17 protein-coding genes and 1 pseudogene are annotated in these 21,138 nt (G+C 53.6%); 10 read left to right on the top strand and 8 right to left on the bottom strand.

The annotated features are described in order from the left end of the window. The first annotated feature begins 69 nt into the window (after nt 1-69). The 7 genes from HVZ39_RS13040 to HVZ39_RS13010 all read left to right on the top strand — a co-directional run bounded on the left by HVZ39_RS13040 (nt 70) and on the right by HVZ39_RS13010 (nt 10,042). Nucleotides 70-648, top strand: a complete 579-nt coding sequence (locus HVZ39_RS13040) for a TetR family transcriptional regulator (RefSeq protein WP_016153113.1) — start codon at nt 70-72, stop codon at nt 646-648. Nucleotides 649-860: 212 nt separating this feature from the next. Continuing rightward, a complete protein-coding gene (locus tag HVZ39_RS13035) occupies nt 861-2,246 on the top strand; it encodes a NarK family nitrate/nitrite MFS transporter (RefSeq protein WP_047358146.1) in 1,386 nt (461 codons plus the stop codon). Nucleotides 2,247-2,359: 113 nt separating this feature from the next. Next, a complete protein-coding gene (locus HVZ39_RS13030) occupies nt 2,360-6,100 on the top strand; it encodes a nitrate reductase subunit alpha (protein WP_095715979.1) in 3,741 nt (1,246 codons plus the stop codon). After that, on the top strand, nt 6,097-7,641 hold the full coding sequence (gene narH / locus HVZ39_RS13025) for a nitrate reductase subunit beta (protein ID WP_016156550.1): 1,545 nt from the start codon (nt 6,097-6,099) through the stop codon (nt 7,639-7,641). Before HVZ39_RS13030 ends, narH begins: the two co-directional genes overlap by 4 nt. Then, nucleotides 7,641-8,336 (top strand): nitrate reductase molybdenum cofactor assembly chaperone, encoded by a 696-nt coding sequence (gene narW / locus HVZ39_RS13020; protein ID WP_016153117.1) that lies wholly within the window; start codon nt 7,641-7,643, stop codon nt 8,334-8,336. The genes narH and narW overlap by 1 nt, the downstream gene beginning before the upstream one ends. Next, a complete protein-coding gene (gene narI, locus HVZ39_RS13015; RefSeq protein ID WP_003833047.1) occupies nt 8,333-9,013 on the top strand; it encodes a respiratory nitrate reductase subunit gamma in 681 nt (226 codons plus the stop codon). Before narW ends, narI begins: the two co-directional genes overlap by 4 nt. Nucleotides 9,014-9,148: 135 nt before the next feature. After that, complete coding sequence (locus HVZ39_RS13010; RefSeq protein ID WP_016156551.1) at nt 9,149-10,042, top strand: PhzF family isomerase; 894 nt, start codon at nt 9,149-9,151, stop codon at nt 10,040-10,042. Nucleotides 10,043-10,099: 57 nt separating this feature from the next. On the opposite strand, the gene nhoA is transcribed toward HVZ39_RS13010, so the two are convergent. Then, a complete protein-coding gene (nhoA, locus tag HVZ39_RS13005; protein WP_016156552.1) occupies nt 10,100-10,945 on the bottom strand; it encodes an N-hydroxyarylamine O-acetyltransferase in 846 nt (281 codons plus the stop codon). A gap of 157 nt (nt 10,946-11,102) precedes the next feature. Between nhoA and HVZ39_RS13000 the strand changes: the two genes are divergently transcribed. Continuing rightward, nucleotides 11,103-11,675: a flavin reductase family protein gene (locus tag HVZ39_RS13000; RefSeq protein WP_016156553.1), complete on the top strand. Its 573-nt coding sequence runs from the start codon at nt 11,103-11,105 to the stop codon at nt 11,673-11,675. 39 nt (nt 11,676-11,714) lie between these two features. Here the strand turns inward: HVZ39_RS13000 and pptA are convergent, their stop codons facing one another. Then, nucleotides 11,715-11,942 carry a tautomerase PptA gene (gene pptA, locus HVZ39_RS12995; protein WP_016156554.1) on the bottom strand — a complete coding sequence of 76 codons (228 nt, stop codon included), beginning with the start codon at nt 11,940-11,942 and terminating at the stop codon, nt 11,715-11,717. Between the two features lie 34 nt (nt 11,943-11,976). Continuing rightward, the gene (locus HVZ39_RS12990) at nt 11,977-12,981 is read right to left on the bottom strand and encodes a LacI family DNA-binding transcriptional regulator (RefSeq protein ID WP_032931559.1); all 1,005 of its coding nucleotides are present in this window, start codon (nt 12,979-12,981) and stop codon (nt 11,977-11,979) included. A gap of 319 nt (nt 12,982-13,300) precedes the next feature. Between HVZ39_RS12990 and HVZ39_RS12985 the strand changes: the two genes are divergently transcribed. Both HVZ39_RS12985 and HVZ39_RS12980 read left to right on the top strand, forming a co-directional pair. Beyond that, nucleotides 13,301-14,497, top strand: coding sequence for an L-talarate/galactarate dehydratase (locus HVZ39_RS12985; protein ID WP_016156556.1), 1,197 nt, complete (start codon nt 13,301-13,303; stop codon nt 14,495-14,497). Nucleotides 14,498-14,570: 73 nt separating this feature from the next. Continuing rightward, nucleotides 14,571-15,881 (top strand): MFS transporter, encoded by a 1,311-nt coding sequence (locus HVZ39_RS12980; protein ID WP_016156557.1) that lies wholly within the window; start codon nt 14,571-14,573, stop codon nt 15,879-15,881. Between the two features lie 69 nt (nt 15,882-15,950). Here the strand turns inward: HVZ39_RS12980 and HVZ39_RS12975 are convergent, their stop codons facing one another. From HVZ39_RS12975 to HVZ39_RS26635, 5 genes and pseudogenes are all read right to left on the bottom strand, one after another. Beyond that, complete coding sequence (locus HVZ39_RS12975; protein WP_016153128.1) at nt 15,951-16,568, bottom strand: glutathione S-transferase family protein; 618 nt, start codon at nt 16,566-16,568, stop codon at nt 15,951-15,953. A gap of 82 nt (nt 16,569-16,650) precedes the next feature. Continuing rightward, nucleotides 16,651-17,424: an amino acid ABC transporter ATP-binding protein gene (locus HVZ39_RS12970; protein WP_016153129.1), complete on the bottom strand. Its 774-nt coding sequence runs from the start codon at nt 17,422-17,424 to the stop codon at nt 16,651-16,653. Then, the gene (locus HVZ39_RS12965) at nt 17,408-18,334 is read right to left on the bottom strand and encodes an amino acid ABC transporter permease (RefSeq protein WP_016153130.1); all 927 of its coding nucleotides are present in this window, start codon (nt 18,332-18,334) and stop codon (nt 17,408-17,410) included. The genes HVZ39_RS12970 and HVZ39_RS12965 overlap by 17 nt, the downstream gene beginning before the upstream one ends. Nucleotides 18,335-18,343: 9 nt before the next feature. Continuing rightward, entirely contained in the window at nt 18,344-18,853 is a 510-nt protein-coding gene (locus HVZ39_RS12960) for a GNAT family N-acetyltransferase (protein WP_016153131.1), read from the bottom strand. Nucleotides 18,854-18,863: 10 nt separating this feature from the next. Further along, nucleotides 18,864-21,122, bottom strand: a pseudogene (locus tag HVZ39_RS26635) (NtaA/DmoA family FMN-dependent monooxygenase). Between the last annotated feature and the right edge of the window lie 16 nt (nt 21,123-21,138).

The following is a 21,138-nucleotide window of genomic DNA, read 5'->3' as shown; positions in this document are numbered from 1 at the left end:
TCCTACGGAAATTTGAACGTATGTCCAACTTTTTGTTAGACTGCGTGCTATACGGGTACAGGAGGAAAGATGAGCTATCTGAATCGGGACGAACGTCGGGAAGTCATTTTGCAAGCGGCCATGCGTGTCGCGCTTGAGGAAGGATTTACTGCGATGACGGTGCGGCGTATTGCCACGGAAGCTCAGGTGTCCACCGGGCAGGTACACCATCACTTTACCTCTGCGGGTGAGTTAAAATCCCTCGCGTTTGTGCAACTGATACGGACCCTTCTGGATGCCGAACAGGTCAGTGATAACGCCAGCTTCCGCGAACGACTGCATGCTATGTTGGGCAGCGAAGATGGCGGGTTCGAACCCTACATTAAACTGTGGCGCGAAGCGCAGGTCCTGGCGGATAAAGATCCGGAAATCAAAAGCGCCTACCTGCTAACCATGCGGATGTGGCATGAAGAAACCGCCGCTATCATCACTCAAGGACAGAGTGCAGGTGAATTCTCAGCAATACCGGATGCGGCCGAGGTGGCCTGGCGCTTAATCGCATTGGTTTGCGGCCTGGATGGCATCTATGTCTTAGGCATTGAGGAAATGGCCGACCCTGCATTCGAACGCCATTTGGATCGTATGATTACGTTAGAGTTAGTTAATTGATGTTATAGATGAATTAATAATACATCTTTTATTTTTACAATTGGTAACACTTAAGCAACATGTAATTCCCTCATCACGCCGCGTTATTGCGCTTTTTTATCTATTCTTTCAGTCAATATTCCCAAAACTTTTCAATAGTTTCTAAAAAGAACTCGCGCGGCGCTGTATGCGTTTATTTCTTTTTCATGAACGGCATGGGCATGGAGAATAATATGTCAGCATCAAATGAGAAAAATAATCGTTATCTTTTAACTGACTGGAAACCGGAGAACCCCGCCTTTTGGGAAAACAAAGGTAAGCATATTGCACGCAGAAACCTCTGGATATCAGTAAGTTGTCTGTTGCTGGCGTTCTGCGTCTGGATGTTGTTTAGCGCCGTGGCCGTCAATCTGAATAAAATTGGTTTTAATTTCACCACTGACCAACTGTTTTTATTAACGGCATTGCCTTCTCTTTCTGGCGCAATATTGCGCGTTCCCTACTCCTTTATGGTACCTATATTTGGTGGGCGCCGGTGGACCATTTTTAGCACGATTATTCTGGTTATTCCCTGCGTCTGGCTCGGTTTTGCCGTGCAAAATAACGCTACTCCGTTTGGCGTATTTATTATCATTGCGCTGATGTGTGGTTTTGCTGGCGCAAACTTTGCCTCCAGCATGGGTAATATCAGCTTTTTCTTCCCCAAAGCTAAACAAGGCAGCGCATTAGGCGTTAACGGTGGTCTCGGCAACCTTGGCGTCAGCGTGATGCAGTTGATCGCGCCGCTAGTGATCTTTCTGCCTATCTTTACCTTTTTGGGCGTACAGGGCGTACCGCAAGCCGACGGCTCGTTATTGTCGCTGGCCAATGCCGCATGGATTTGGGTTCCGTTACTGCTGATAGCCACCTTAGCAGCAGGCATGGGAATGAACGATATTGCCAGTTCGAAGGCCTCAATTGCTTCCCAGTTGCCGGTCCTCAAGCGTTTTCATCTGTGGTTATTAAGCCTGCTGTATCTCGCCACCTTCGGTTCATTTATCGGCTTTTCGGCAGGCTTTGCCATGCTGGCGAAAACTCAGTTCCCGGACGTGAATATCCTGCAACTGGCGTTCTTCGGCCCCTTCATCGGCGCTCTTGCGCGATCGGCAGGCGGCGTGATCTCTGACAAATTCGGCGGTGTGCGCGTCACGTTAATTAACTTCATCTTTATGGCGTTGTTTAGCGCCCTGCTGTTCCTCACCCTGCCTGGGTCAGGCGAAGGAAACTTTGTCGCCTTCTACCTGGTGTTTATGGGCTTGTTCCTGACTGCGGGTCTGGGAAGCGGCTCAACCTTCCAGATGATCGCGGTGATCTTTCGCAAAATCACCATATACCGGGTGAAGCTGCACGGTGGTACTGAAGAACAGGCCCAACGTGAGGCGGTAACCGATACCGCTGCCGCCCTGGGATTCATCTCTGCTATTGGCGCTGTGGGGGGCTTTTTCATCCCCAAAGCGTTTGGTTCATCGCTGGCGCTGACCGGCTCTCCGGTGGGCGCAATGAAAATATTCCTCGTGTTTTACATCGTCTGCGTGCTGGTGACCTGGCTGGTCTATGGCCGTAAATCACAAAAAAAATAACAAAATGGATACCGCAGGATTGGACAGTTTGATAGGCCGGATAAGGCGTTAACCGCCATCCGGCCTACCGTTCGATTCACCGTCGGCAATATTCTCAAAGCAGGAGTTATGTCATGAGTAAACTGTTCGATCGCTTTCGCTACTTTAAACAAAAGGGCGATACGTTTGCCGATGGGCACGGGCAAGTGATGCACACCAACCGGGACTGGGAAGACAGCTATCGTCAGCGCTGGCAGTTCGACAAAATTGTGCGTTCTACCCACGGCGTTAACTGTACCGGCTCATGCAGTTGGAAAATCTACGTCAAAAACGGACTGGTGACCTGGGAAACGCAGCAAACCGACTACCCGCGTACCCGCCCTGATCTGCCAAATCATGAACCCCGTGGCTGCCCGCGCGGTGCCAGCTACTCCTGGTATCTTTACAGCGCCAACCGTCTGAAATATCCCCTGGTGCGTAAACGTCTGATCGAACTGTGGCGCGACGCCCTGTCCCGCCAGCCCGATCCGGTGCTGGCCTGGGAATCCATTATGAACGACCCGCAAAAATGCCAGAGCTACAAGCAGGTACGCGGGCGCGGTGGTTTTATCCGTTCCAACTGGAAAGAGCTTAATCAGCTCATTGCTGCCGCCAACGTCTGGACGGTGAAAACCTATGGGCCGGATCGCGTGGCCGGTTTCTCCCCGATCCCTGCTATGTCGATGGTCTCCTATGCCGCAGGCACACGTTATCTTTCGCTACTGGGCGGAACCTGCCTGAGCTTCTATGACTGGTACTGCGACTTACCGCCTGCATCACCGATGACCTGGGGCGAACAGACCGATGTTCCAGAATCCGCCGACTGGTATAACTCCAGCTACATCATCGCCTGGGGGTCAAACGTGCCGCAGACCCGTACCCCGGATGCGCACTTTTTTACTGAAGTACGCTACAAAGGCACCAAGACGATTGCCATTACGCCGGATTACTCGGAAGTCGCCAAACTGTGCGACCAGTGGCTGGCCCCCAAGCAAGGGACAGACAGCGCCCTGGCGATGGCGATGGGCCACGTCATTCTGAAAGAATTCCACCTCGACAATCCCAGCGATTACTTCATCAATTACTGTCGTCGCTATACCGATATGCCGATGCTGGTTTTGCTGGATGCCCGGGAAGATGGCAGCTACGTGCCAGGGCGCATGATGCGCGCCTCAGACCTTGTCGATGGTCTGGGCGAAAGTAACAATCCGGAGTGGAAAACCGTGGCCTTTAACACTGCTGGCGAACTGGTGGTCCCGAACGGGTCTATCGGTTTTCGCTGGGGCGAGAAAGGTAAATGGAACCTGGAGCCACTGGCGGCTGGCGCTGAAACAGAACTTTCCCTCTCGTTGCTTGGTCAGCATGATGAAGTGACTGGCGTGGCATTCCCCTACTTCGGCGGCAACGAAAACCCACATTTTCGCAGCGTGAAACAGGAACCCGTGCTGATTCGTCAACTGCCGGTAAAACATCTTACCCTCGCCGACGGCAGCCGTTGCCCGGTGGTAAGCGTCTATGATCTGGTGCTGGCGAATTACGGCCTCGACCGCGGTCTGGATGACGCTCATAGCGCGCAAGATTACAGCGAAGTGAAAGCCTACACCCCGGCCTGGGGAGAGCAAATTACCGGTGTCCCTCGTCGTCATATCGAACAAATCGCCCGTGAGTTTGCCGATACGGCGCACAAAACCCATGGCCGTTCGATGATTATCCTCGGGGCTGGCGTCAACCACTGGTATCACATGGATATGAACTACCGTGGAATGATTAACATCCTCGTGTTCTGCGGTTGTGTGGGACAAAGCGGCGGCGGCTGGGCGCACTATGTGGGTCAGGAGAAACTGCGTCCGCAAACCGGTTGGTTGCCGCTGGCCTTTGCGCTGGACTGGAACCGCCCGCCGCGTCAGATGAACAGCACCTCGTTTTTCTACAATCACTCCAGCCAGTGGCGTTATGAAAAACTCACCGCTCAGGAACTCCTCTCTCCGCTGGCTGACGCGTCGAAGTTTAGCGGACATTTGATCGACTTTAACGTACGTGCAGAAAGAATGGGCTGGCTGCCGTCCGCGCCGCAGCTCAACCTCAACCCTCTGACCGTCAAAGCAAAGGCAGAACAAGCGGGAGTGTCGCCTGCGCAATACACTGCACAGGCGCTGAAATCGGGTGAAATTCGTTTTGCCTGCGAGCAGCCGGATAGTGGTAACAACCATCCGCGTAATCTCTTCGTCTGGCGCTCTAACCTGCTCGGCTCCTCCGGTAAAGGGCATGAATACATGCTCAAGTATCTACTGGGTACCGAAAGCGGGATCCAGGGGGAAGCGCTCGGTTCAAGCGAAGGTATTAAACCTGAAGAGGTGGAATGGCAGTCCGCGGCGATAGAGGGCAAGCTTGATCTGCTGGTAACGCTCGATTTCCGTATGTCGAGTACCTGCCTGTTCTCCGATGTCGTTTTGCCGACCGCCACCTGGTATGAAAAAGACGATATGAACACCTCGGATATGCATCCGTTTATTCACCCGCTGTCGGCGGCGGTCGATCCTGCGTGGGAATCGAAGAGCGACTGGGAAATTTATAAAGGCATCGCCAAAGTCTTCTCTGAGGTTTGCGTCGGGCACCTTGGGCAAGAAACGGATGTGGTATTACAACCGCTGCAACACGACTCCCCGGCAGAGCTGGCGCAGCCGTTTGACATTCAGGACTGGCGTAAAGGCGAATGCGATCTCCTCCCGGGGAAAACGGCGCCCAATATTGCCATCGTGGAACGTGACTATCCCGCCACCTACGAACGCTTCACTTCGCTCGGTCCCCTAATGGACAAGCTCGGTAACGGCGGGAAAGGTATTACGTGGAATACCCAGACGGAGGTCGATTTCCTCGGCAAGCTGAACTACACCAAACGCGAAGGTCCGGCGAAAGGCCGACCACTGATAGACACCGCGCTGGATGCGTCTGAGGTGATCCTCGCCCTCGCACCGGAAACGAACGGTCAGGTGGCGGTGAAAGCCTGGGAAGCGCTGGGAGCGATGACCGGACGCGACCATACGCATCTGGCGTTGAACAAAGAAGACGAGAAAATCCGTTTTCGCGATATTCAGGCGCAGCCGCGCAAAATCATCTCCAGCCCCACCTGGTCCGGGCTGGAAAGTGAACATGTCTCCTATAACGCAGGCTATACCAACGTCCACGAGCTGATCCCGTGGCGAACCCTGTCCGGTCGCCAACAGTTGTACCAGGATCACGCGTGGATGCGAGCGTTTGGTGAAAGTCTGGTGGCATATCGTCCGCCTATCGATACCCGTAGCGTCAGCAATATGCGCGAAGTTCCGCCTAACGGCTTCCCGGAAAAAGCGCTCAACTTCCTGACTCCGCATCAGAAATGGGGGATCCACTCTACCTACAGCGAAAACCTGCTGATGCTGACGCTGTCGCGCGGCGGCCCCATTGTCTGGATCAGTGAGACCGATGCTAAAGAGCTGGGCATTGAGGATAACGACTGGATTGAAGCCTTTAACGCCAACGGCGCGCTCACCGCGCGTGCTGTGGTGAGTCAACGCGTGCCGCCGGGAATGACCATGATGTATCACGCTCAGGAGCGAATCATGAATATCCCTGGCTCGGAAGTCACCGGTATGCGCGGCGGGATCCATAACTCAGTCACCCGCGTCTGCCCGAAACCCACGCACATGATCGGCGGCTATGCGCAACTGGCATACAGCTTCAACTATTACGGCACGGTCGGCTCTAACCGCGATGAGTTCATCATGATTAGAAAAATGAAAAATATTAACTGGCTGGATGATGAAGGTCGCGATCAGGTACAGGAGGCGAAAAAATGAAAATACGCTCACAGGTAGGCATGGTTCTTAATCTGGATAAGTGCATCGGCTGCCACACCTGCTCCGTCACCTGTAAAAACGTCTGGACCGGACGTGAAGGGATGGAATATGCGTGGTTTAACAACGTCGAGACCAAGCCTGGCATTGGTTACCCGAAAAACTGGGAAGATCAGGAAGAGTGGCAAGGCGGCTGGGTTCGCGATGTTAACGGGAAGATAAGGCCGCGCCTGGGCGGCAAGATGGGCGTTATCACCAAAATTTTTGCTAACCCGGTGATCCCGCAAATCGATGATTATTACGAACCCTTTACCTACGATTATCAGCATCTGCATAGCGCGCCGGAAAGCAAGAATCAGCCCACTGCACGTCCGCGTTCGCTGATAGATGGCAAGCGGATGGACAAGATTATCTGGGGTCCTAACTGGGAAGAGTTGCTCGGCGGTGAGTTCTCAAAACGTGCCCGCGACCGTAACTTTGAGAAAATGCAAAAGGAGATGTACGGGCAATTCGAAAACACCTTCATGATGTATTTACCGCGCTTGTGCGAACACTGCCTGAACCCTAGCTGTGTCGCCACCTGCCCGAGCGGTGCCATCTATAAGCGTGAAGAAGACGGTATCGTGTTGATCGACCAGGATAAATGTCGTGGCTGGCGCTTGTGCATCAGCGGTTGTCCGTACAAAAAAATCTACTTTAACTGGAAGAGCGGTAAATCAGAGAAGTGCATTTTCTGCTACCCGCGTATTGAGTCCGGCCAGCCGACGGTATGTTCGGAAACCTGCGTGGGACGCATCCGCTATCTTGGCGTACTGCTGTATGACGCCGACCGCATTGAAGAAGCAGCCAGCACCGAGCATGAGACCGATCTCTACGAGCGTCAGTGCGATGTGTTCCTCAATCCACACGACCCGGCGGTCATTGAAGAGGCGTTAAAACAAGGTATTCCGCACAACGTCATCGAAGCGGCCCAACGTTCGCCCGTTTACAAGATGGCGATGGACTGGAAGCTGGCGCTGCCGCTGCACCCGGAATACCGCACCCTGCCGATGGTCTGGTATGTACCGCCGTTGTCGCCGATTCAGTCGGTCGCTGACGCGGGGGGACTGCCGCACAATGGCAACATTCTGCCAGCGGTTGAATCACTGCGAATTCCGGTTCAGTACCTTGCCAACATGCTTAGCGCGGGCGATACCGGTCCGGTACTGCGCGCGCTAAAACGAATGATGGCCATGCGCCATTATATGCGTTCGCAAACCGTAGAAGGCGTTACGGACACCCGCGCGATTGAGGAAGTGGGTCTGACCGTTGAGCAGGTTGAAGAGATGTATCGCTATCTGGCCATCGCCAACTATGAAGACCGCTTCGTGATCCCGACCAGCCACCGTGAAATGGCGCGTGATGCGTTCCCGGAGAAAAACGGTTGCGGATTTACCTTTGGCGACGGCTGCCATGGCTCAGATACCAAATTCAACCTGTTTAACAGCAGTCGCATTGACGCCATCGACATCACCGAAGTGCGCGATAAAGCGGAGGGTGAATAATGCAAATCCTGAAGGTTATCGGCCTGCTGATGGAATATCCCGACGAGTTGCTGTGGGAGTGTAAAGACGAGGCGCTGGCGCTTGTGGCCAGCGATGCCCCAATGCTTACCGAATTTAGCCAGGGGCTGCTCAATGCGCCATTACTGGATAAACAAGCCGAATGGTGTGAGATATTTGACCGGGGCCGGGCCACCTCTCTGCTGCTGTTTGAGCACGTGCACGCCGAGTCTCGCGATCGGGGCCAGGCGATGGTTGATCTGTTGGCGCAGTACGAAAAGGTCGGACTGCAGCTCGACTGCCGCGAACTGCCGGATCATCTGCCGCTGTATCTGGAGTACTTAAGCGTGTTGCCGGAAGCGGAGGCCAAAGAAGGATTGCAGAACGTCGCACCGATTCTGGCGCTGCTGGGGGGGCGTTTGAAACAGCGTGATACGCCGTGGTATCAACTGTTTGACGCCCTGCTACTGCTTGCCGGAAGCCCTCTTTCAAGTGACAGTGTCACTAAACAGGTTGGCACGGAAACCCGCGACGATACCCGACAAGCGCTGGATGCCGTCTGGGAAGAGGAACAGGTGAAGTTTATCGAGGATAACGCCACCGCCTGTGACAGTTCACCGTTACAAAACTATCAACGACGCTTTAGCCAGGACGTGGCACCTCAGTATGTCGACGTCAGCGCGGGAGGCCCGAAATGATACAGTACCTGAACGTCTTTTTTTACGATATCTACCCGTACCTCTGTGGCACGGTGTTTATCCTCGGCAGTTGGCTACGCTATGACTACGGGCAATACACCTGGCGGGCCTCTTCCAGCCAGATGCTGGACAAACGCGGCATGGTGTTATGGTCAAACCTGTTCCACATCGGCATTCTGGGGATCTTTTTCGGGCACCTGTTTGGCATGTTAACCCCGCACTGGATGTATGCCTGGTTCCTGCCGATTGCAGTGAAGCAGCAGATGGCGATGATCGCCGGTGGGCTCTGTGGCGTGCTGACGCTGGTCGGTGGCGCTGGCTTGCTGGTACGTCGTTTGACCAATCCGCGCATTCGTGCAACCTCCTCCACTGCCGATATCCTGATCCTCTGCGTTCTGCTGATTCAGTGTATCCTCGGCTTAACCACCATCCCATTCTCTGCGCAGCATCCTGACGGCAGTGAAATGCTGAAACTGGTAGGTTGGGCGCAGTCGGTGGTGACCTTCCAGGGCGGCGCGTCTGCGCATCTGGATGGCGTGGCGTTGATTTTCCGTGTGCATCTGGTTTTGGGGATGACTATCTTCCTGCTGTTCCCGTTCACGCGCCTGGTTCACGTGTGGAGCGCGCCGTTTGAGTACTTTACCCGCCGCTATCAAATAGTGCGTTCACGCCGATAAATTCGCATTGAAATGTCGGGTGACGACACGCCTTATCCGGCCTACAACCAGGCACCGTAGGCCGGATAAGATAGCGATCATCGCCATCCGGCATTTTGCACGTTATGATGCTTCTCCATTCCAGGGAGAACGTTAATGAAACCACAGGTTTACCACGTCGATGCCTTTACCTCGGTACCCTTTCGCGGCAATTCAGCAGGTGTGGTTTTGCATGCTGACGGACTGAGCGAAGCGCAGATGCAACTCATTGCTCGCGAGCTGCGTCATTCGGAAACCGCTTTCCTGCTGACCAGCGACGACAGCGATGTTCGCATCCGCTATTTCACGCCGACGGTCGAAGTTCCTATCTGTGGGCATGCTACCGTCGCTGCACATTATGTGCGGGCAAACGTGCTTGGCTTGGGCAACAGTACAATCTGGCAAACCTCGCTGGCTGGTCGTCATCGGGTGGATATCGAAGCTACCGGGAATGACTATCGTATTAGCCTTGAACAAGGCGTACCCGGATTTGAACCTCCGCTGGAAGGGGCTGTTCGTAGTGCGATTATCGAGGCCCTACTCCTGAGCGAAGACGATATGCTGGCAGGCTTGCCGATTCAGGTTGCTACCACCGGGCATTCGAAAGTGATGATTCCGCTCAAGCCCGAGGTGGACCTCGACGCCCTTTCCCCTGATTTGCAGGCTCTGACAGCCATCAGCCAACAAATTGGCTGTAACGGCTTCTTTCCTTTTCAAATCCGCCCGGGCGAAAACGCCACCGATGGCCGCATGTTTTCGCCTGCAATTGGGATTGTGGAAGACCCGGTTACCGGCAATGCCAACGGTCCAATGGGCGCGTGGTTGGTTCACCATGGGCTGATGGCGCATGATGGGAAAACGTTACGTGTTCAGGGACATCAGGGCCGTGCGCTCGGGCGCGACGGTATTGTTGATGTGACGGTGACTATCCGTGATAACCAGCCAGAAAAAGTCACCATTACCGGTTCGGCGGTGATCCTGTTTCACGCAGAATGGGCGATAGATTTTTAATTGTTCCCGTAGGCCGGATAAGGCGATTACGCCAATCCGGCACTAATCCCGATGCCCCTATTTCCCCGCGTCCGGATGCGTATCAAACGCCGCCATTACCGTCGCCAGCTCATCCTGGGTAAACCCATGCTTCACGTCATCCACGCCCAGGCCAAACCGCTCCTGCAACAAGGCATACAGACTGGGAACGTCAGGCAGATTAATCTGTTCTACCGCGTGTCCATCCTGATAATGGGTGAAATGAAAATTGGTTAACGTTAATTTCCCGCCGTCGGGCAGATGACGACACATCAGCAAATGATGGCGAAAATGTGATTGCGGCCAGTGAGCGGACCAGAAGTTGCCTATCAGATAATCGCTCTGATGCTGTACGACCAGGTCGAAACGGTACATTGATTGCCAGTGTTCGTGATGACAGAACTGTAGGATCCAGTCTTCACCTTCCTGAATCAGCCGATATTCGCCGTGTGGTGTCTTCTGCTCAATGTTCGCCTGCAGACGAATCGGCGCCGTCAGCGTTTGCCCGCCGAAGCCAACGTCGGCGATCCACTGCTCTCCCTGCAACTCAACCAGCAACAGACGATGCGTGCGTGGTGGCAGGCTTGACGGGTTCGCCAGTACCACACGTCCGAGCAGACTGCGTACGGTAAAACCGATTTCGCGTAGCGCCCGCTCAAATACTCCGTTCTGTTCAAAACAATAGCCGCCGCGACGCGCCGTCACCAGCTTCTCCTCCAAAGACAAATCGTCAAGCTGCATCTCTCTTGGAAGCAATACATCCAGGTTTTCAAAAGGTATGGCGGCGTTGTGCAGTAAATGCAGCGCCCGTAAGGTTTCAATGTTGACCCTGGCCAAATCTGACCAGCCAATACGGGCAAAATAAGCGGTTAAAAAAGGCGTCATACGGAGTTCCTGTTCAATTAATGCAGTACTTATAGCGCATTTTTAATTTTGCGCCGTCGATTTTGTGCGTTGTTCCTCCAGACGAGGCGACAAAATCGCTAATACCGTTAATATCTATGTTTATTGTGGTGTGTTATCTCTCAGCCAAGGAGCATCCATGAGCCATTTTCGTCCGATCGAATTAAAACATGCCAGTCGGTTGCTAAATCACGGCCCAACGATATTAATCACCAGCCGGGATGAGCATACCGAGCGGCGAAATGTGATGGCTGCCGCGTGGTCAATGCCCGTGGAGTTTGAACCACCGCGGATCGCGATTGTTGTCGACAAGACCGCCTGGTCACGTGAGCTCATTGAACGTAGCGGCAAATTCGGCATCGTTATTCCGGGCGTTGCCGCCGCCAACTGGACCTGGGCCGTAGGCAGCGTTTCCGGTCGTGTGGAAGATAAATTCAACTGCTACGGCATTCCCGTGGTGCAGGGACCGGTACTGGGTTTACCGCTGATTGAAGCAAAATGTCTGGCCTGGATGGAGTGTCGCCTGTTGCCTGCCACTGCGGCACAGGAAAAATATGACACGCTGTTTGGTGAAGTGGTCTCGGCTGCCGCTGATGAGCGAGCCTTCGTGGAAGGACGCTGGCAGTTTGATGATGGCAAGCTCAATACCCTGCATCACCTTGGGGCCGGAACGTTTGTCTCCAGCGGAAAACTCATAACAGCAGCTGAATAATGGCACGACAAAACGGGCGGAAAATCCGCCCGTTTTTTCTTACATGCTGTAGCCGGGTTTTTTAATCAACCTGGCCATCTGCGGCGCAATCTCCGCATCCCACACGCCCTGCCACGCCTCGGGCTCAATTTCATTAAGCGCCACACTCACTGAACTGTCTTTGCTTTGCAAATGACGAATAATGACGTCGGTAATATCCGCCGCCAGCGCGGATTTTTGTTCGTCGTTAAGATCGCGAGGAAAACATTTGATATCGACGTGCGGCATAGCAGATTCCTTATTGTTTTGGGATGCAGGTAACTTATGCGGATTCTCGTTCTACCAGGTGAAATCCAACATCAATAATATCGTCTTCACGCGGAATTTGTTCGATACGATCGGCAAGCAGAGAGGCGGCGCGTTGTCCAATAGCCCGTCTGTCGACGCTGACGGTGGTGATGGCAGGTCGGTTACTGGCGGCAAAGTCGAGATCGCCAAAACCGATTACCGCTAATTCCTGCGGCACGCGTAGACCACGGCTTTCAGCTTCCATGATCGCCCCCTGGGCTAACGTATCTGAGCTACAGACGATGACATCAAACGCGCGTTCAGCCAATAGCTGTGCCAACCCGCTACGCCCCAATGCCAGAGAGGCAGGAAGCGGGACATCCACCTGTGCACCAGCCGCAATACCATGACGGCTCAGCGCATCGCACAGTCCTTGTTTACGCTGGCCTGCCCGGCGATCGGCGGTCCATAGCAAACCAGGACGGCGATACCCTTTTTCCTGCAAATAGTCTGCTACCGCCTGCCCGACTTTTTCATGCGAAAACCCCACCAGCATATCGATGGGCGTTGGCGTTAAATCCCATATTTCCACGACCGGGATGGCCGCATTTAGAATCACCTTTTTCAGCTCGGCGGTATGATGGATACCGGTGAGCACTACACCATCCGGGCGACGAGAAAGCAGCGTCGCCACCAGCTCAGCCTCTGTTTGCGGCGTATAACCCGACACGCAGAGCAAGATGTGGTATCCGCGTTCAGCCAGTTCATCGCTTAATGACTGGATGGTATCGACAAACATATTGTTGTTAATTTGTGGGACAACCACAGCAATAAGCTTACTGCGACGCGACGCCAGCCCCCCGGCCAGTGCGTTGGGAATATAGCCAGTGGCGCGTACCGCCTGCATCACTTTTTCTACTGTTCTCGGACGCACCAGTTGCGGGGTATTCAACGCCCTGCTCACCGTCATGGGCGACAATCCCGCGGTACGGGCAACATCTTCCAGCGTGGGTGCGCGCGGAGGTCTGGGATTTTTCACTGTCGATGCCCTTGTCAAAAATCGCTGATTTATCCTGGCATTATTCATCATGATTTCGGCTATTGCCAGCGCCCCTCTACGATAACGCTGAGAAAACAGCAGCTTAGTTAATTAGCGTCATCTGAAATGATAGCGCCATCATAATGACTTGTGCATTTACCCATAAAGTATTGGAATGTGATGCTGTTTACAAGTTACTGCCCTTTTGTCTCAGTATTTGTGAGCGATTGTTCAAAACGCATTCAATTCGCTGGCGCAATGATTGCCCTAACACTAAAAATGTTAGCGCAATCATTTGTTATCACCAGGAGAGATTAAAATGTCATTAAGTGCGAATTCCGATGCCGTAACGTATGCCAAATCAGCCAATGCAAAAACCGCGGCTGAAACCGGCGACCGTATCGAGTGGGTTAAGCTGTCCCTGGCTTTCCTTCCCCTGGCAACACCCGTGAGCGATGCCAAAGTGCTGACCGGTCGCCAGAAACCCCTAACCGAAGTCGCCATTATTATCGCGGAGATCCGCAGTCGCGACGGGTTTGAAGGCGTTGGATTTAGTTACTCCAAACGGGCTGGCGGCCAGGGAATCTATGCTCATGCCAAAGAAATTGCCGATAACCTGTTAGGCGAAGATCCAAACGATATCGACAAGATCTACACCAAGCTACTGTGGGCTGGAGCTTCCGTAGGGCGCAGCGGCATGGCGGTTCAGGCTATCTCCCCTATCGATATCGCCTTGTGGGATATGAAGGCCAAGCGTGCAGGGTTGCCGCTGGCAAAACTATTGGGTGCACACCGGGACTCCGTGCAGTGTTACAACACCTCCGGCGGATTCCTGCATACGCCGCTGGATCAGGTGCTCAAAAACGTCGTTATTTCCCGTGAAAACGGCATTGGCGGCATCAAACTCAAGGTTGGTCAGCCAAACTGCGCCGAGGATATTCGCCGCTTAACCGCGGTGCGTGAAGCGCTGGGCGATGACTTCCCGCTGATGGTCGATGCCAATCAGCAGTGGGATCGAGAAACCGCCATTCGTATGGGACGAAAAATGGAGCAGTTCAATCTGATCTGGATTGAAGAGCCGCTGGATGCCTACGATGTGGAAGGCCACGCCCAACTGGCCACCGCGCTTGATACCCCGATTGCTACCGGTGAAATGCTGACCAGTTTCCGCGAACATGAACAGCTGATCCTCGGTAATGCCAGTGATTTTGTGCAGCCCGATGCACCGCGTGTGGGGGGAATTTCACCGTTTCTGAAAATTATGGACCTGGCGGCGAAACACGGTCGCAAACTGGCTCCGCACTTTGCCATGGAAGTTCACCTGCATCTGTCCGCCGCTTACCCGCTTGAGCCATGGTTGGAACATTTCGAATGGCTGAACCCGTTATTTAATGAACAGCTTGAGCTGCGCGATGGGCGGATGTGGGTTTCCGACCGTCACGGCCTGGGGTTCAGCATCAGCGAGCAGACACGCCGCTGGACGCAATTAACCTGCGAGTTTGGTAAACGTCCTTAATTTATTTGGCGGGTAAGTAATACCCGCCCTCTTCCCTACAGAAACGCTCTCAACCTTATGAAAGGAGTGGGTGATGAACACAATAATAAAGCGCACAAAAGTGCGTTACGGTATTTTGATATTTCTATTTCTTGCCACCGTATTTAATTACGCCGATCGCGCGACGTTATCTGTCGTAGCTCCGATTATGAGCAAAGAATTAGGTTTTGATCCTGAAGCAATGGGGCTGGCCTTTTCTGCCTTCGGTATTTCTTATGTCATTATGCAATTGCCTGGAGGCTGGCTACTTGATCGCTACGGTTCTCGTCTGGTATACGGCTGCGCCCTGATTGGCTGGTCACTGGTGACCATGTTTCAGGGCACCATTTATTTGTACGCCAGTCCACTTGTGGTATTGATTATCTTACGTTTACTGATGGGTGCCATTGAGGCTCCGGCCTTTCCTGCCAACAGCCGATTAAGCGTACAGTGGTTTCCTAATAATGAACGAGGCTTTGTCACCTCAGTTTACCAGGCCGCGCAATATATCTCGTTAGGGGTAATTACACCGTTAATGACGATTATTTTGCATAATCTCAGCTGGCACTTTGTTTTTTATTATATCGGGGCGATTGGCGTTATTCTTGGCATCTTCTGGCTGGTAAAAGTCAGAGATCCTATGCATCATCCGAAGGTAAACCAGCAGGAAATTGACTATATCCGGGAAGGCGGTGGCGAACCGTCGCTGGGAAATAAAAAAGAGCCACAGAAGATTACCTTTGCGCAAATAAAAAGCGTCTGCGTCAACCGCATGATGATTGGCGTTTACATCGGGCAGTTCTGCGTGACGTCAATCACCTGGTTCTTCCTGACCTGGTTTCCTACCTATCTGTATCAGGCTAAAGGAATGTCGATCCTTAAAGTGGGGTTTGTCGCCAGTATTCCTGCCATTGCCGGGTTTATCGGTGGATTGTTAGGGGGCGTTTTTTCAGACTGGCTATTAAAGCGCGGCTACAGCCTGACGGTTGCTCGTAAGCTACCCGTTATCTGCGGAATGTTACTTTCCTGTGTCATCGTTATCGCTAACTACACCTCGTCAGAATTTGTGGTTATCGCGGCGATGAGTCTGGCATTTTTCGCTAAAGGCTTTGGCAATCTGGGATGGTGCGTACTTAGCGATACTTCCCCAAAAGAAGTGCTCGGCATTGCTGGCGGCGTATTCAATATGTGCGGCAATATGGCGAGTATTATCACGCCGCTGGTGATCGGCGTCATTCTGGCGAATACCCAGTCATTCGATTACGCCATTCTGTACGTCGGTTCGATGGGGCTGATTGGCCTGATTTCTTATCTGTTTATCGTGGGGCCGCTGGATCGTATTACGCTGAGCCCGTCCGTCGCGTAATGTAAGCTTATGGCGATAGTTCGCCCGCTGTTCCGGGATTTGCACTCCTGCGGAACAGCGTTTTTTTATTCAAATAATCTTATTATTTTTCAGTACAGTACGCAGTCGCGGGTGCTGGCAAACCGCGTCAGCGATAGCGCTGATATTGGGCGTGTTGTCCTGAAACCAGTCATGCCCCGGCCCCCAGGTGCGCATAACGGCAATATAAACGTCCAGCAGTGTTAGCTGATCGCCGAACGCGTACGGCTCAGCGCTTAGCTGGTCGTTCAGCCACATATAAAGCGATTTGCGGTACTCAATACAGTTCTTTTTCAACTGCGCCGCGGCGTCTGGTACCCAGCGTTGTGGATAATCGGCATAGGTAAACGTTGGATAGACATTTGCCACCAGCCATATCAACAGACGCTGAAACTGCTGGCGCTCAGCGTGCCCAACGGGTGGCGCAAGTTCAGGACAACGATCGAGGATCATCAGGGCGATGGCCGCCGTTTCCGTCATCACGTTACCATTTTCCAGTATCAGTGTGGGCACCTGGCACAGCGGATTCATTTTTTTAAGCAACTCCCGCGAAGGCCCGTCGCGGTCAAAACCATCAACATCAATAAAGCTGTAAGGGATCTCCGCCAGTGTGAGCATCACTTCACTGATGGCCGATCCCCAGCCCGGCACCCCATAGACCTTAATCATGCTGCAACCCCCAAAGTTAAAACCCTAAGTGTAGAGCAGCATTCGTCAGTCTATGCAGACCAGCCTATCTTTCCCTTGAAGTTCACAGCACTTTCGACAAGAACTGCTGGGTGCGCGTGTGGCGTGGATGATTCAGCACCTGCTCGCTGCTGCCCTGTTCGACAATTTTGCCATCGACCATAAACACCACCTGATCCGCCACTTCCCGGGCGAACCCAATCTCGTGCGTGACCACAACCAGCGTGGTTCCCGACTGCGCCAGTGCTTTGATGACATCCAGAACTTCGCCTACCAGTTCAGGATCCAGCGCTGAAGTGGGTTCATCAAACAGCATAACGCGTGGATTTAGCGCCAGCGCACGGGCAATAGCGATACGCTGCTGCTGACCGCCGGAGAGATGACGCGACCAGGCATCGGCTTTATTACGCAGGCCAACGGCATCAAGCAGAGTTAATGCCCGCTCGGTGGCGGCTTTACGCGATGCCAGACCGTGCGCAATGGGCGCTTCAATCAAATTCTCCAGCACTGTTAAGTGCGGAAACAGATTAAAATTCTGGAACACATAGCCGACGTTAACGCGCTGGCGCAAAATTTCCGCCTCTTTCAACTCATACAGCTTGTCTCCCTGCCGACGATAACCAATGTAATCGCCATCGATTTGAATAAACCCTTCATCGACGCGCTCCAGATGGTTGATCGTCCGCAAGAGTGTGGATTTTCCTGAACCGGACGGGCCAAGAATAACCGTTACCGTTCCGGGAGGGATCTCTAGCGACACATTATCCAGCGCTTTGTGGCGACCGAAGTATTTGCTGACGCCGGTAATGGAAATATGGCCTTCAGGCGAGTGGGACATGGACGGCCTCCTGCTGCGGACGTTGACGGTTGCGTTTTTCTGCACGACTCACCCGGGCGGTATTGATTGCTGAACGTCGCTCGCTGCGGGCCAGCGCGCGTTCCACCAGGTGCTGAATTAACGACAGGACGCTGGTGATCACCAGATACCACACCGCACCCACCATCAACAGCGGGATCACTTCCTGCGTGCGGTTGTAGATCATCTGGATGGTGTAGAACAGCTCTGGCATTGCCAGCACGTATACCATCGCCGTCCCTTTCGCCAGACTGATGATTTCATTGAAGCCAGCAGGCAAAATGGTGCGCAGCGCCTGCGGCAGAATAATTCGCAGCGTACGTCGCCATGCGGGTAAGCCCAGCGCTGCCGCTGCCTCGTACTGGCCGTGGTCAACCCCTAAAAATCCACCACGAATAATTTCAGCGGTATAGGCGCTTTGCACCAGCGTCAGGCCAACCACCGCGGTGGAAAACTGGCCGAGCACATTGATGGTCTCAAAACTGCCCCATTGAATGGGAGTAAACGGAATACCAATCGCCAGCGTGTCGTACAAATAGGAGAAGTTGTACAAAACGATGAGCACCACAATCAGCGGTAACGAACGAAACAGCCAGATGTATCCCCATGCCAGACCGTTCAGTAGCCAGGAAGATGAAAGCCGTGCCAGCGCCAGCAGACCACCGATGATAATACTTAACAGCGTACCGATAAGCGTCAGTAGCAGAGTTTGCCCAAGGCCGGACAAGATAACTGGATCAAAGAACCAACGGGCAAACACGCCCCATTCCCAGCGCGGATTAAACGCCACGGACTGGATAATCACCGCCAGGACAAACAAGGCAATGACTGCTCCTGCGGTGCGCATCGGATAGCGCGCCGGTACGACTTTAATACTCTCCGTCGTTTTCATCTTCTCTCCTCAGGCTATTCTGGCCTGACCGGCGATGGTCAACAGTTTGGTAAAGCGCAGCCGGCCATCAAACGGTGGCAGGCTGTACTCTTCGGGATCGCGCGCTGTATCAAATTGCGGATCGTAGCCTTGGCTTAAATAAAGTCGCACGGCCTCCGGCTGGCGAAATCCCGTGGTCAGATAAATCCGGCTGTAGCCCGCCAGCAGCGCCCTGCGTTCCAGCTCCTGCACCACGCGCGCCGCCAGCCCCTGCTGGCGCAGGCTGCTTTTCGTCCAGATGCGCTTAATCTCGGCGGTGTCTTTGTCGTAAGGTTTGTAGGCCCCGGTGGCGATAATCTCGCCGCTGCGCTCCAGTACCACGAAAAGTCCCTGCGGTGCCAGATACCATTCGGTCAGCTCCACTTCAGCGTCGCGAGAAAAATAATCGCCATAGCGGGCGGCATATTCACCGAACAGACCGTTCAAAATTGGCTGCAGCTCGCTGGCTTCAGGTGAGACCACGCGAAATTGATCGCTCACGATGACCTCCTTAGTCGCCTAAACCGGCCGGGTTGATTTCAGATTGCGGAATACGCTCCACCCCTTCTCCCCAGCGGTTCAGCACCTTGTCATAGTCGCCGTTGCCAATTACGCCGTTGAGGGCGGTTTGTACCGGCAGAACCAGACCGCTGTCCTTTTTCAGCGTCACAGCGATGTGTGCCGCTTTTGGCCAACCGCCATCAACGCTGCCCACCCGTTGCGTTTTACCGTTGAGTGCAGCTTTCCACGCGCCGATAACGTTAGGACCGAAGTAAGCATCGGCGCGGCCTGACTGCAGAGCCAGGGTTTGCGCGGCATCATCTTTGGTATACACCGGCGTAAACGGCTGCAACCCTTTCTTCACGTTCTCATCGTTCCAGGCGAGCAGGATGGCTTCCTGATTTGTCCCCGAACCGACGATGATGCGCAGACCGGCGATATCTTCTGCCTGCTCGATTTTCTTCAGCTTACTGCCGGTTTTGACATAGAAGCCAAGGGAGTCCCTACGATACGTCGCGAAATCGAATTTCTCTTTGCGGGCTTTGGTGACGGTAATATTGCTGATCGCGGCATCATATTTGCCGGACGTGACGCCCAGCGGCCAGTCTTCCCATGACGTGGGCACGACGTTGAGTTCCAGCCCCAGACTGTCAGCCACCAGACGAGCGATGTCCGCCTCGCTGCCGATCAGTGTCTTATTGTCATCGGCAAAGACGGTCAGCGGCGGCTGGCTTAACCCGGCAATCGCCACGGTGAATTTACCCGGTACGGCCAGGTGCAGATTCGCGGGCAACTGCGCAATCGCCTGCGGATTTTTTGCCGTATTGATTGGCGTTTTATTGGCTTCCAGGCTTACGCCCGTACCGTTAATAGTCACATCATTTGCCCAGACGTTAGCGCTGAAAGCCAGTGACAGCGCGAGGAAGACTGATTTTTTCTGCATAGCGTTTTTCTCTTATTGTGTGAATTGGTTTGCAGGTGTCGCGAGTCCCAGGCTTGCGCGCAGGGTCGTACCGGGATATTCATGGCGGAACAGGCCACGCGCCTGAAGCACGGGGACAACCTGTTCGACAAAACGCGGGAAGGTATCTGGCGTTCCCCCCTGGATGATAAAACCATCTGCGGCTTTTTCGTCGAACCACTGCTGAAGACCATCGGCAACCTGTTGCGGCGTACCGCTGAAACGTGGGCGTGGACTGGCCGCTTCCAGAGCAACCTGGCGTAGCGTTAAGCCACGCTCACGCGCGTTGCGTTTGATCTCATCAGTCGTACTGCGAAAGCTGTTTTGTCCAAGGGAACCCAAATCCGGGAACGGTGCGTCCAGTGGATATTGGGCGAAATCATGATGTTCAAAATAGCGGCCCAGGTAGTTCAGCGCGTCGGTAATAGAGACCAGCGCAGCGGTAGTCTGATACTGCTGCTCAACATCCTCTGCGCTGTCGCCAACAATCACGCTGACGCCCTGGAATATATGCAGTTGTTCGGGATGTCGCCCGGCGTAGGCCAACTGGCTTTTTACATCCTGATAGAACTCTTTGGCCTCCGCCAGCGACTCCTGATGGGTAAAAATAGCATCGGCATGCTGCGCCGCTAATTTCTTACCATCCTGTGAAGCGCCCGCCTGGAATATAATCGGACGGCCTTGTGGCGTGCGCCCAATATTTAACGGCCCTGCGACCTGAAAATAATCTCCATGATGGTTAAGCGTGTGCAGTTTTTGCGGATTAAAAAATTCTCCGCTTGCCTTATTACGGGTAAAAGCATCATCTTCCCAGGAATCCCACAGTCCTTTCACCACCTGTAAATATTCATCGGCGATACGATAACGCAAGGCATGTTCTGGATGCTGGGCACGGGAATAGTTTTTTGCCGAACCCTCCAGAGGTGATGTGACCACGTTCCATCCGGCTCGCCCCTGGCTGAGATGATCAAGGCTGGCGAACTGCCGTGCGGTAGTAAACGGCTCGCTGTATGACGTGGATACCGTGCCAACCAATCCCAGATTTTGGGTAATGCTGGCCAAAGCAGATAATACCGTCAGCGGCTCAAAGCGATTTAAAAAGTGTGGAATTGATTTTTCATTAATATACAGACCATCGGCGACAAAAATAAAATCCAGCTTCCCTTTTTCCGCAATAAGCGCCGTCTCTTTGACAAAATCAAAATTAATACTGGCATCGGCCTGTGCCGCCGGATGACGCCATGCGGACATATTTCCCGCTGCGCCATGCAGAATAGTGCCGAGCCGTAGTTGCCGATTTTCAGCCATAATAACCCCTACCCAA

Source organism: Citrobacter sp. RHB35-C21 (genome assembly GCF_013816515.1).
Lineage (GTDB): Bacteria > Pseudomonadota > Gammaproteobacteria > Enterobacterales > Enterobacteriaceae > Citrobacter > Citrobacter braakii.
This window is presented reverse-complemented; position numbering and strand designations above follow the sequence as displayed.

Excerpts from the sequence above, each read along its gene's own strand:
- HVZ39_RS13040 (WP_016153113.1), top strand. The coding sequence starts at position 70 with ATGAGCTATCTGAATCGGGACGAACGTCGGGAAGTCATTTTGCAAGCG.
- HVZ39_RS13035 (WP_047358146.1), top strand. The coding sequence starts at position 861 with ATGTCAGCATCAAATGAGAAAAATAATCGTTATCTTTTAACTGACTGG.
- HVZ39_RS13030 (WP_095715979.1), top strand. The coding sequence starts at position 2,360 with ATGAGTAAACTGTTCGATCGCTTTCGCTACTTTAAACAAAAGGGCGAT.
- narH (WP_016156550.1), top strand. The coding sequence starts at position 6,097 with ATGAAAATACGCTCACAGGTAGGCATGGTTCTTAATCTGGATAAGTGC.
- narW (WP_016153117.1), top strand. The coding sequence starts at position 7,641 with ATGCAAATCCTGAAGGTTATCGGCCTGCTGATGGAATATCCCGACGAG.
- narI (WP_003833047.1), top strand. The coding sequence starts at position 8,333 with ATGATACAGTACCTGAACGTCTTTTTTTACGATATCTACCCGTACCTC.
- HVZ39_RS13010 (WP_016156551.1), top strand. The coding sequence starts at position 9,149 with ATGAAACCACAGGTTTACCACGTCGATGCCTTTACCTCGGTACCCTTT.
- nhoA (WP_016156552.1), bottom strand. The coding sequence starts at position 10,945 with ATGACGCCTTTTTTAACCGCTTATTTTGCCCGTATTGGCTGGTCAGAT.
- HVZ39_RS13000 (WP_016156553.1), top strand. The coding sequence starts at position 11,103 with ATGAGCCATTTTCGTCCGATCGAATTAAAACATGCCAGTCGGTTGCTA.
- pptA (WP_016156554.1), bottom strand. The coding sequence starts at position 11,942 with ATGCCGCACGTCGATATCAAATGTTTTCCTCGCGATCTTAACGACGAA.
- HVZ39_RS12985 (WP_016156556.1), top strand. The coding sequence starts at position 13,301 with ATGTCATTAAGTGCGAATTCCGATGCCGTAACGTATGCCAAATCAGCC.
- HVZ39_RS12980 (WP_016156557.1), top strand. The coding sequence starts at position 14,571 with ATGAACACAATAATAAAGCGCACAAAAGTGCGTTACGGTATTTTGATA.
- HVZ39_RS12975 (WP_016153128.1), bottom strand. The coding sequence starts at position 16,568 with ATGATTAAGGTCTATGGGGTGCCGGGCTGGGGATCGGCCATCAGTGAA.
- HVZ39_RS12970 (WP_016153129.1), bottom strand. The coding sequence starts at position 17,424 with ATGTCCCACTCGCCTGAAGGCCATATTTCCATTACCGGCGTCAGCAAA.
- HVZ39_RS12965 (WP_016153130.1), bottom strand. The coding sequence starts at position 18,334 with ATGAAAACGACGGAGAGTATTAAAGTCGTACCGGCGCGCTATCCGATG.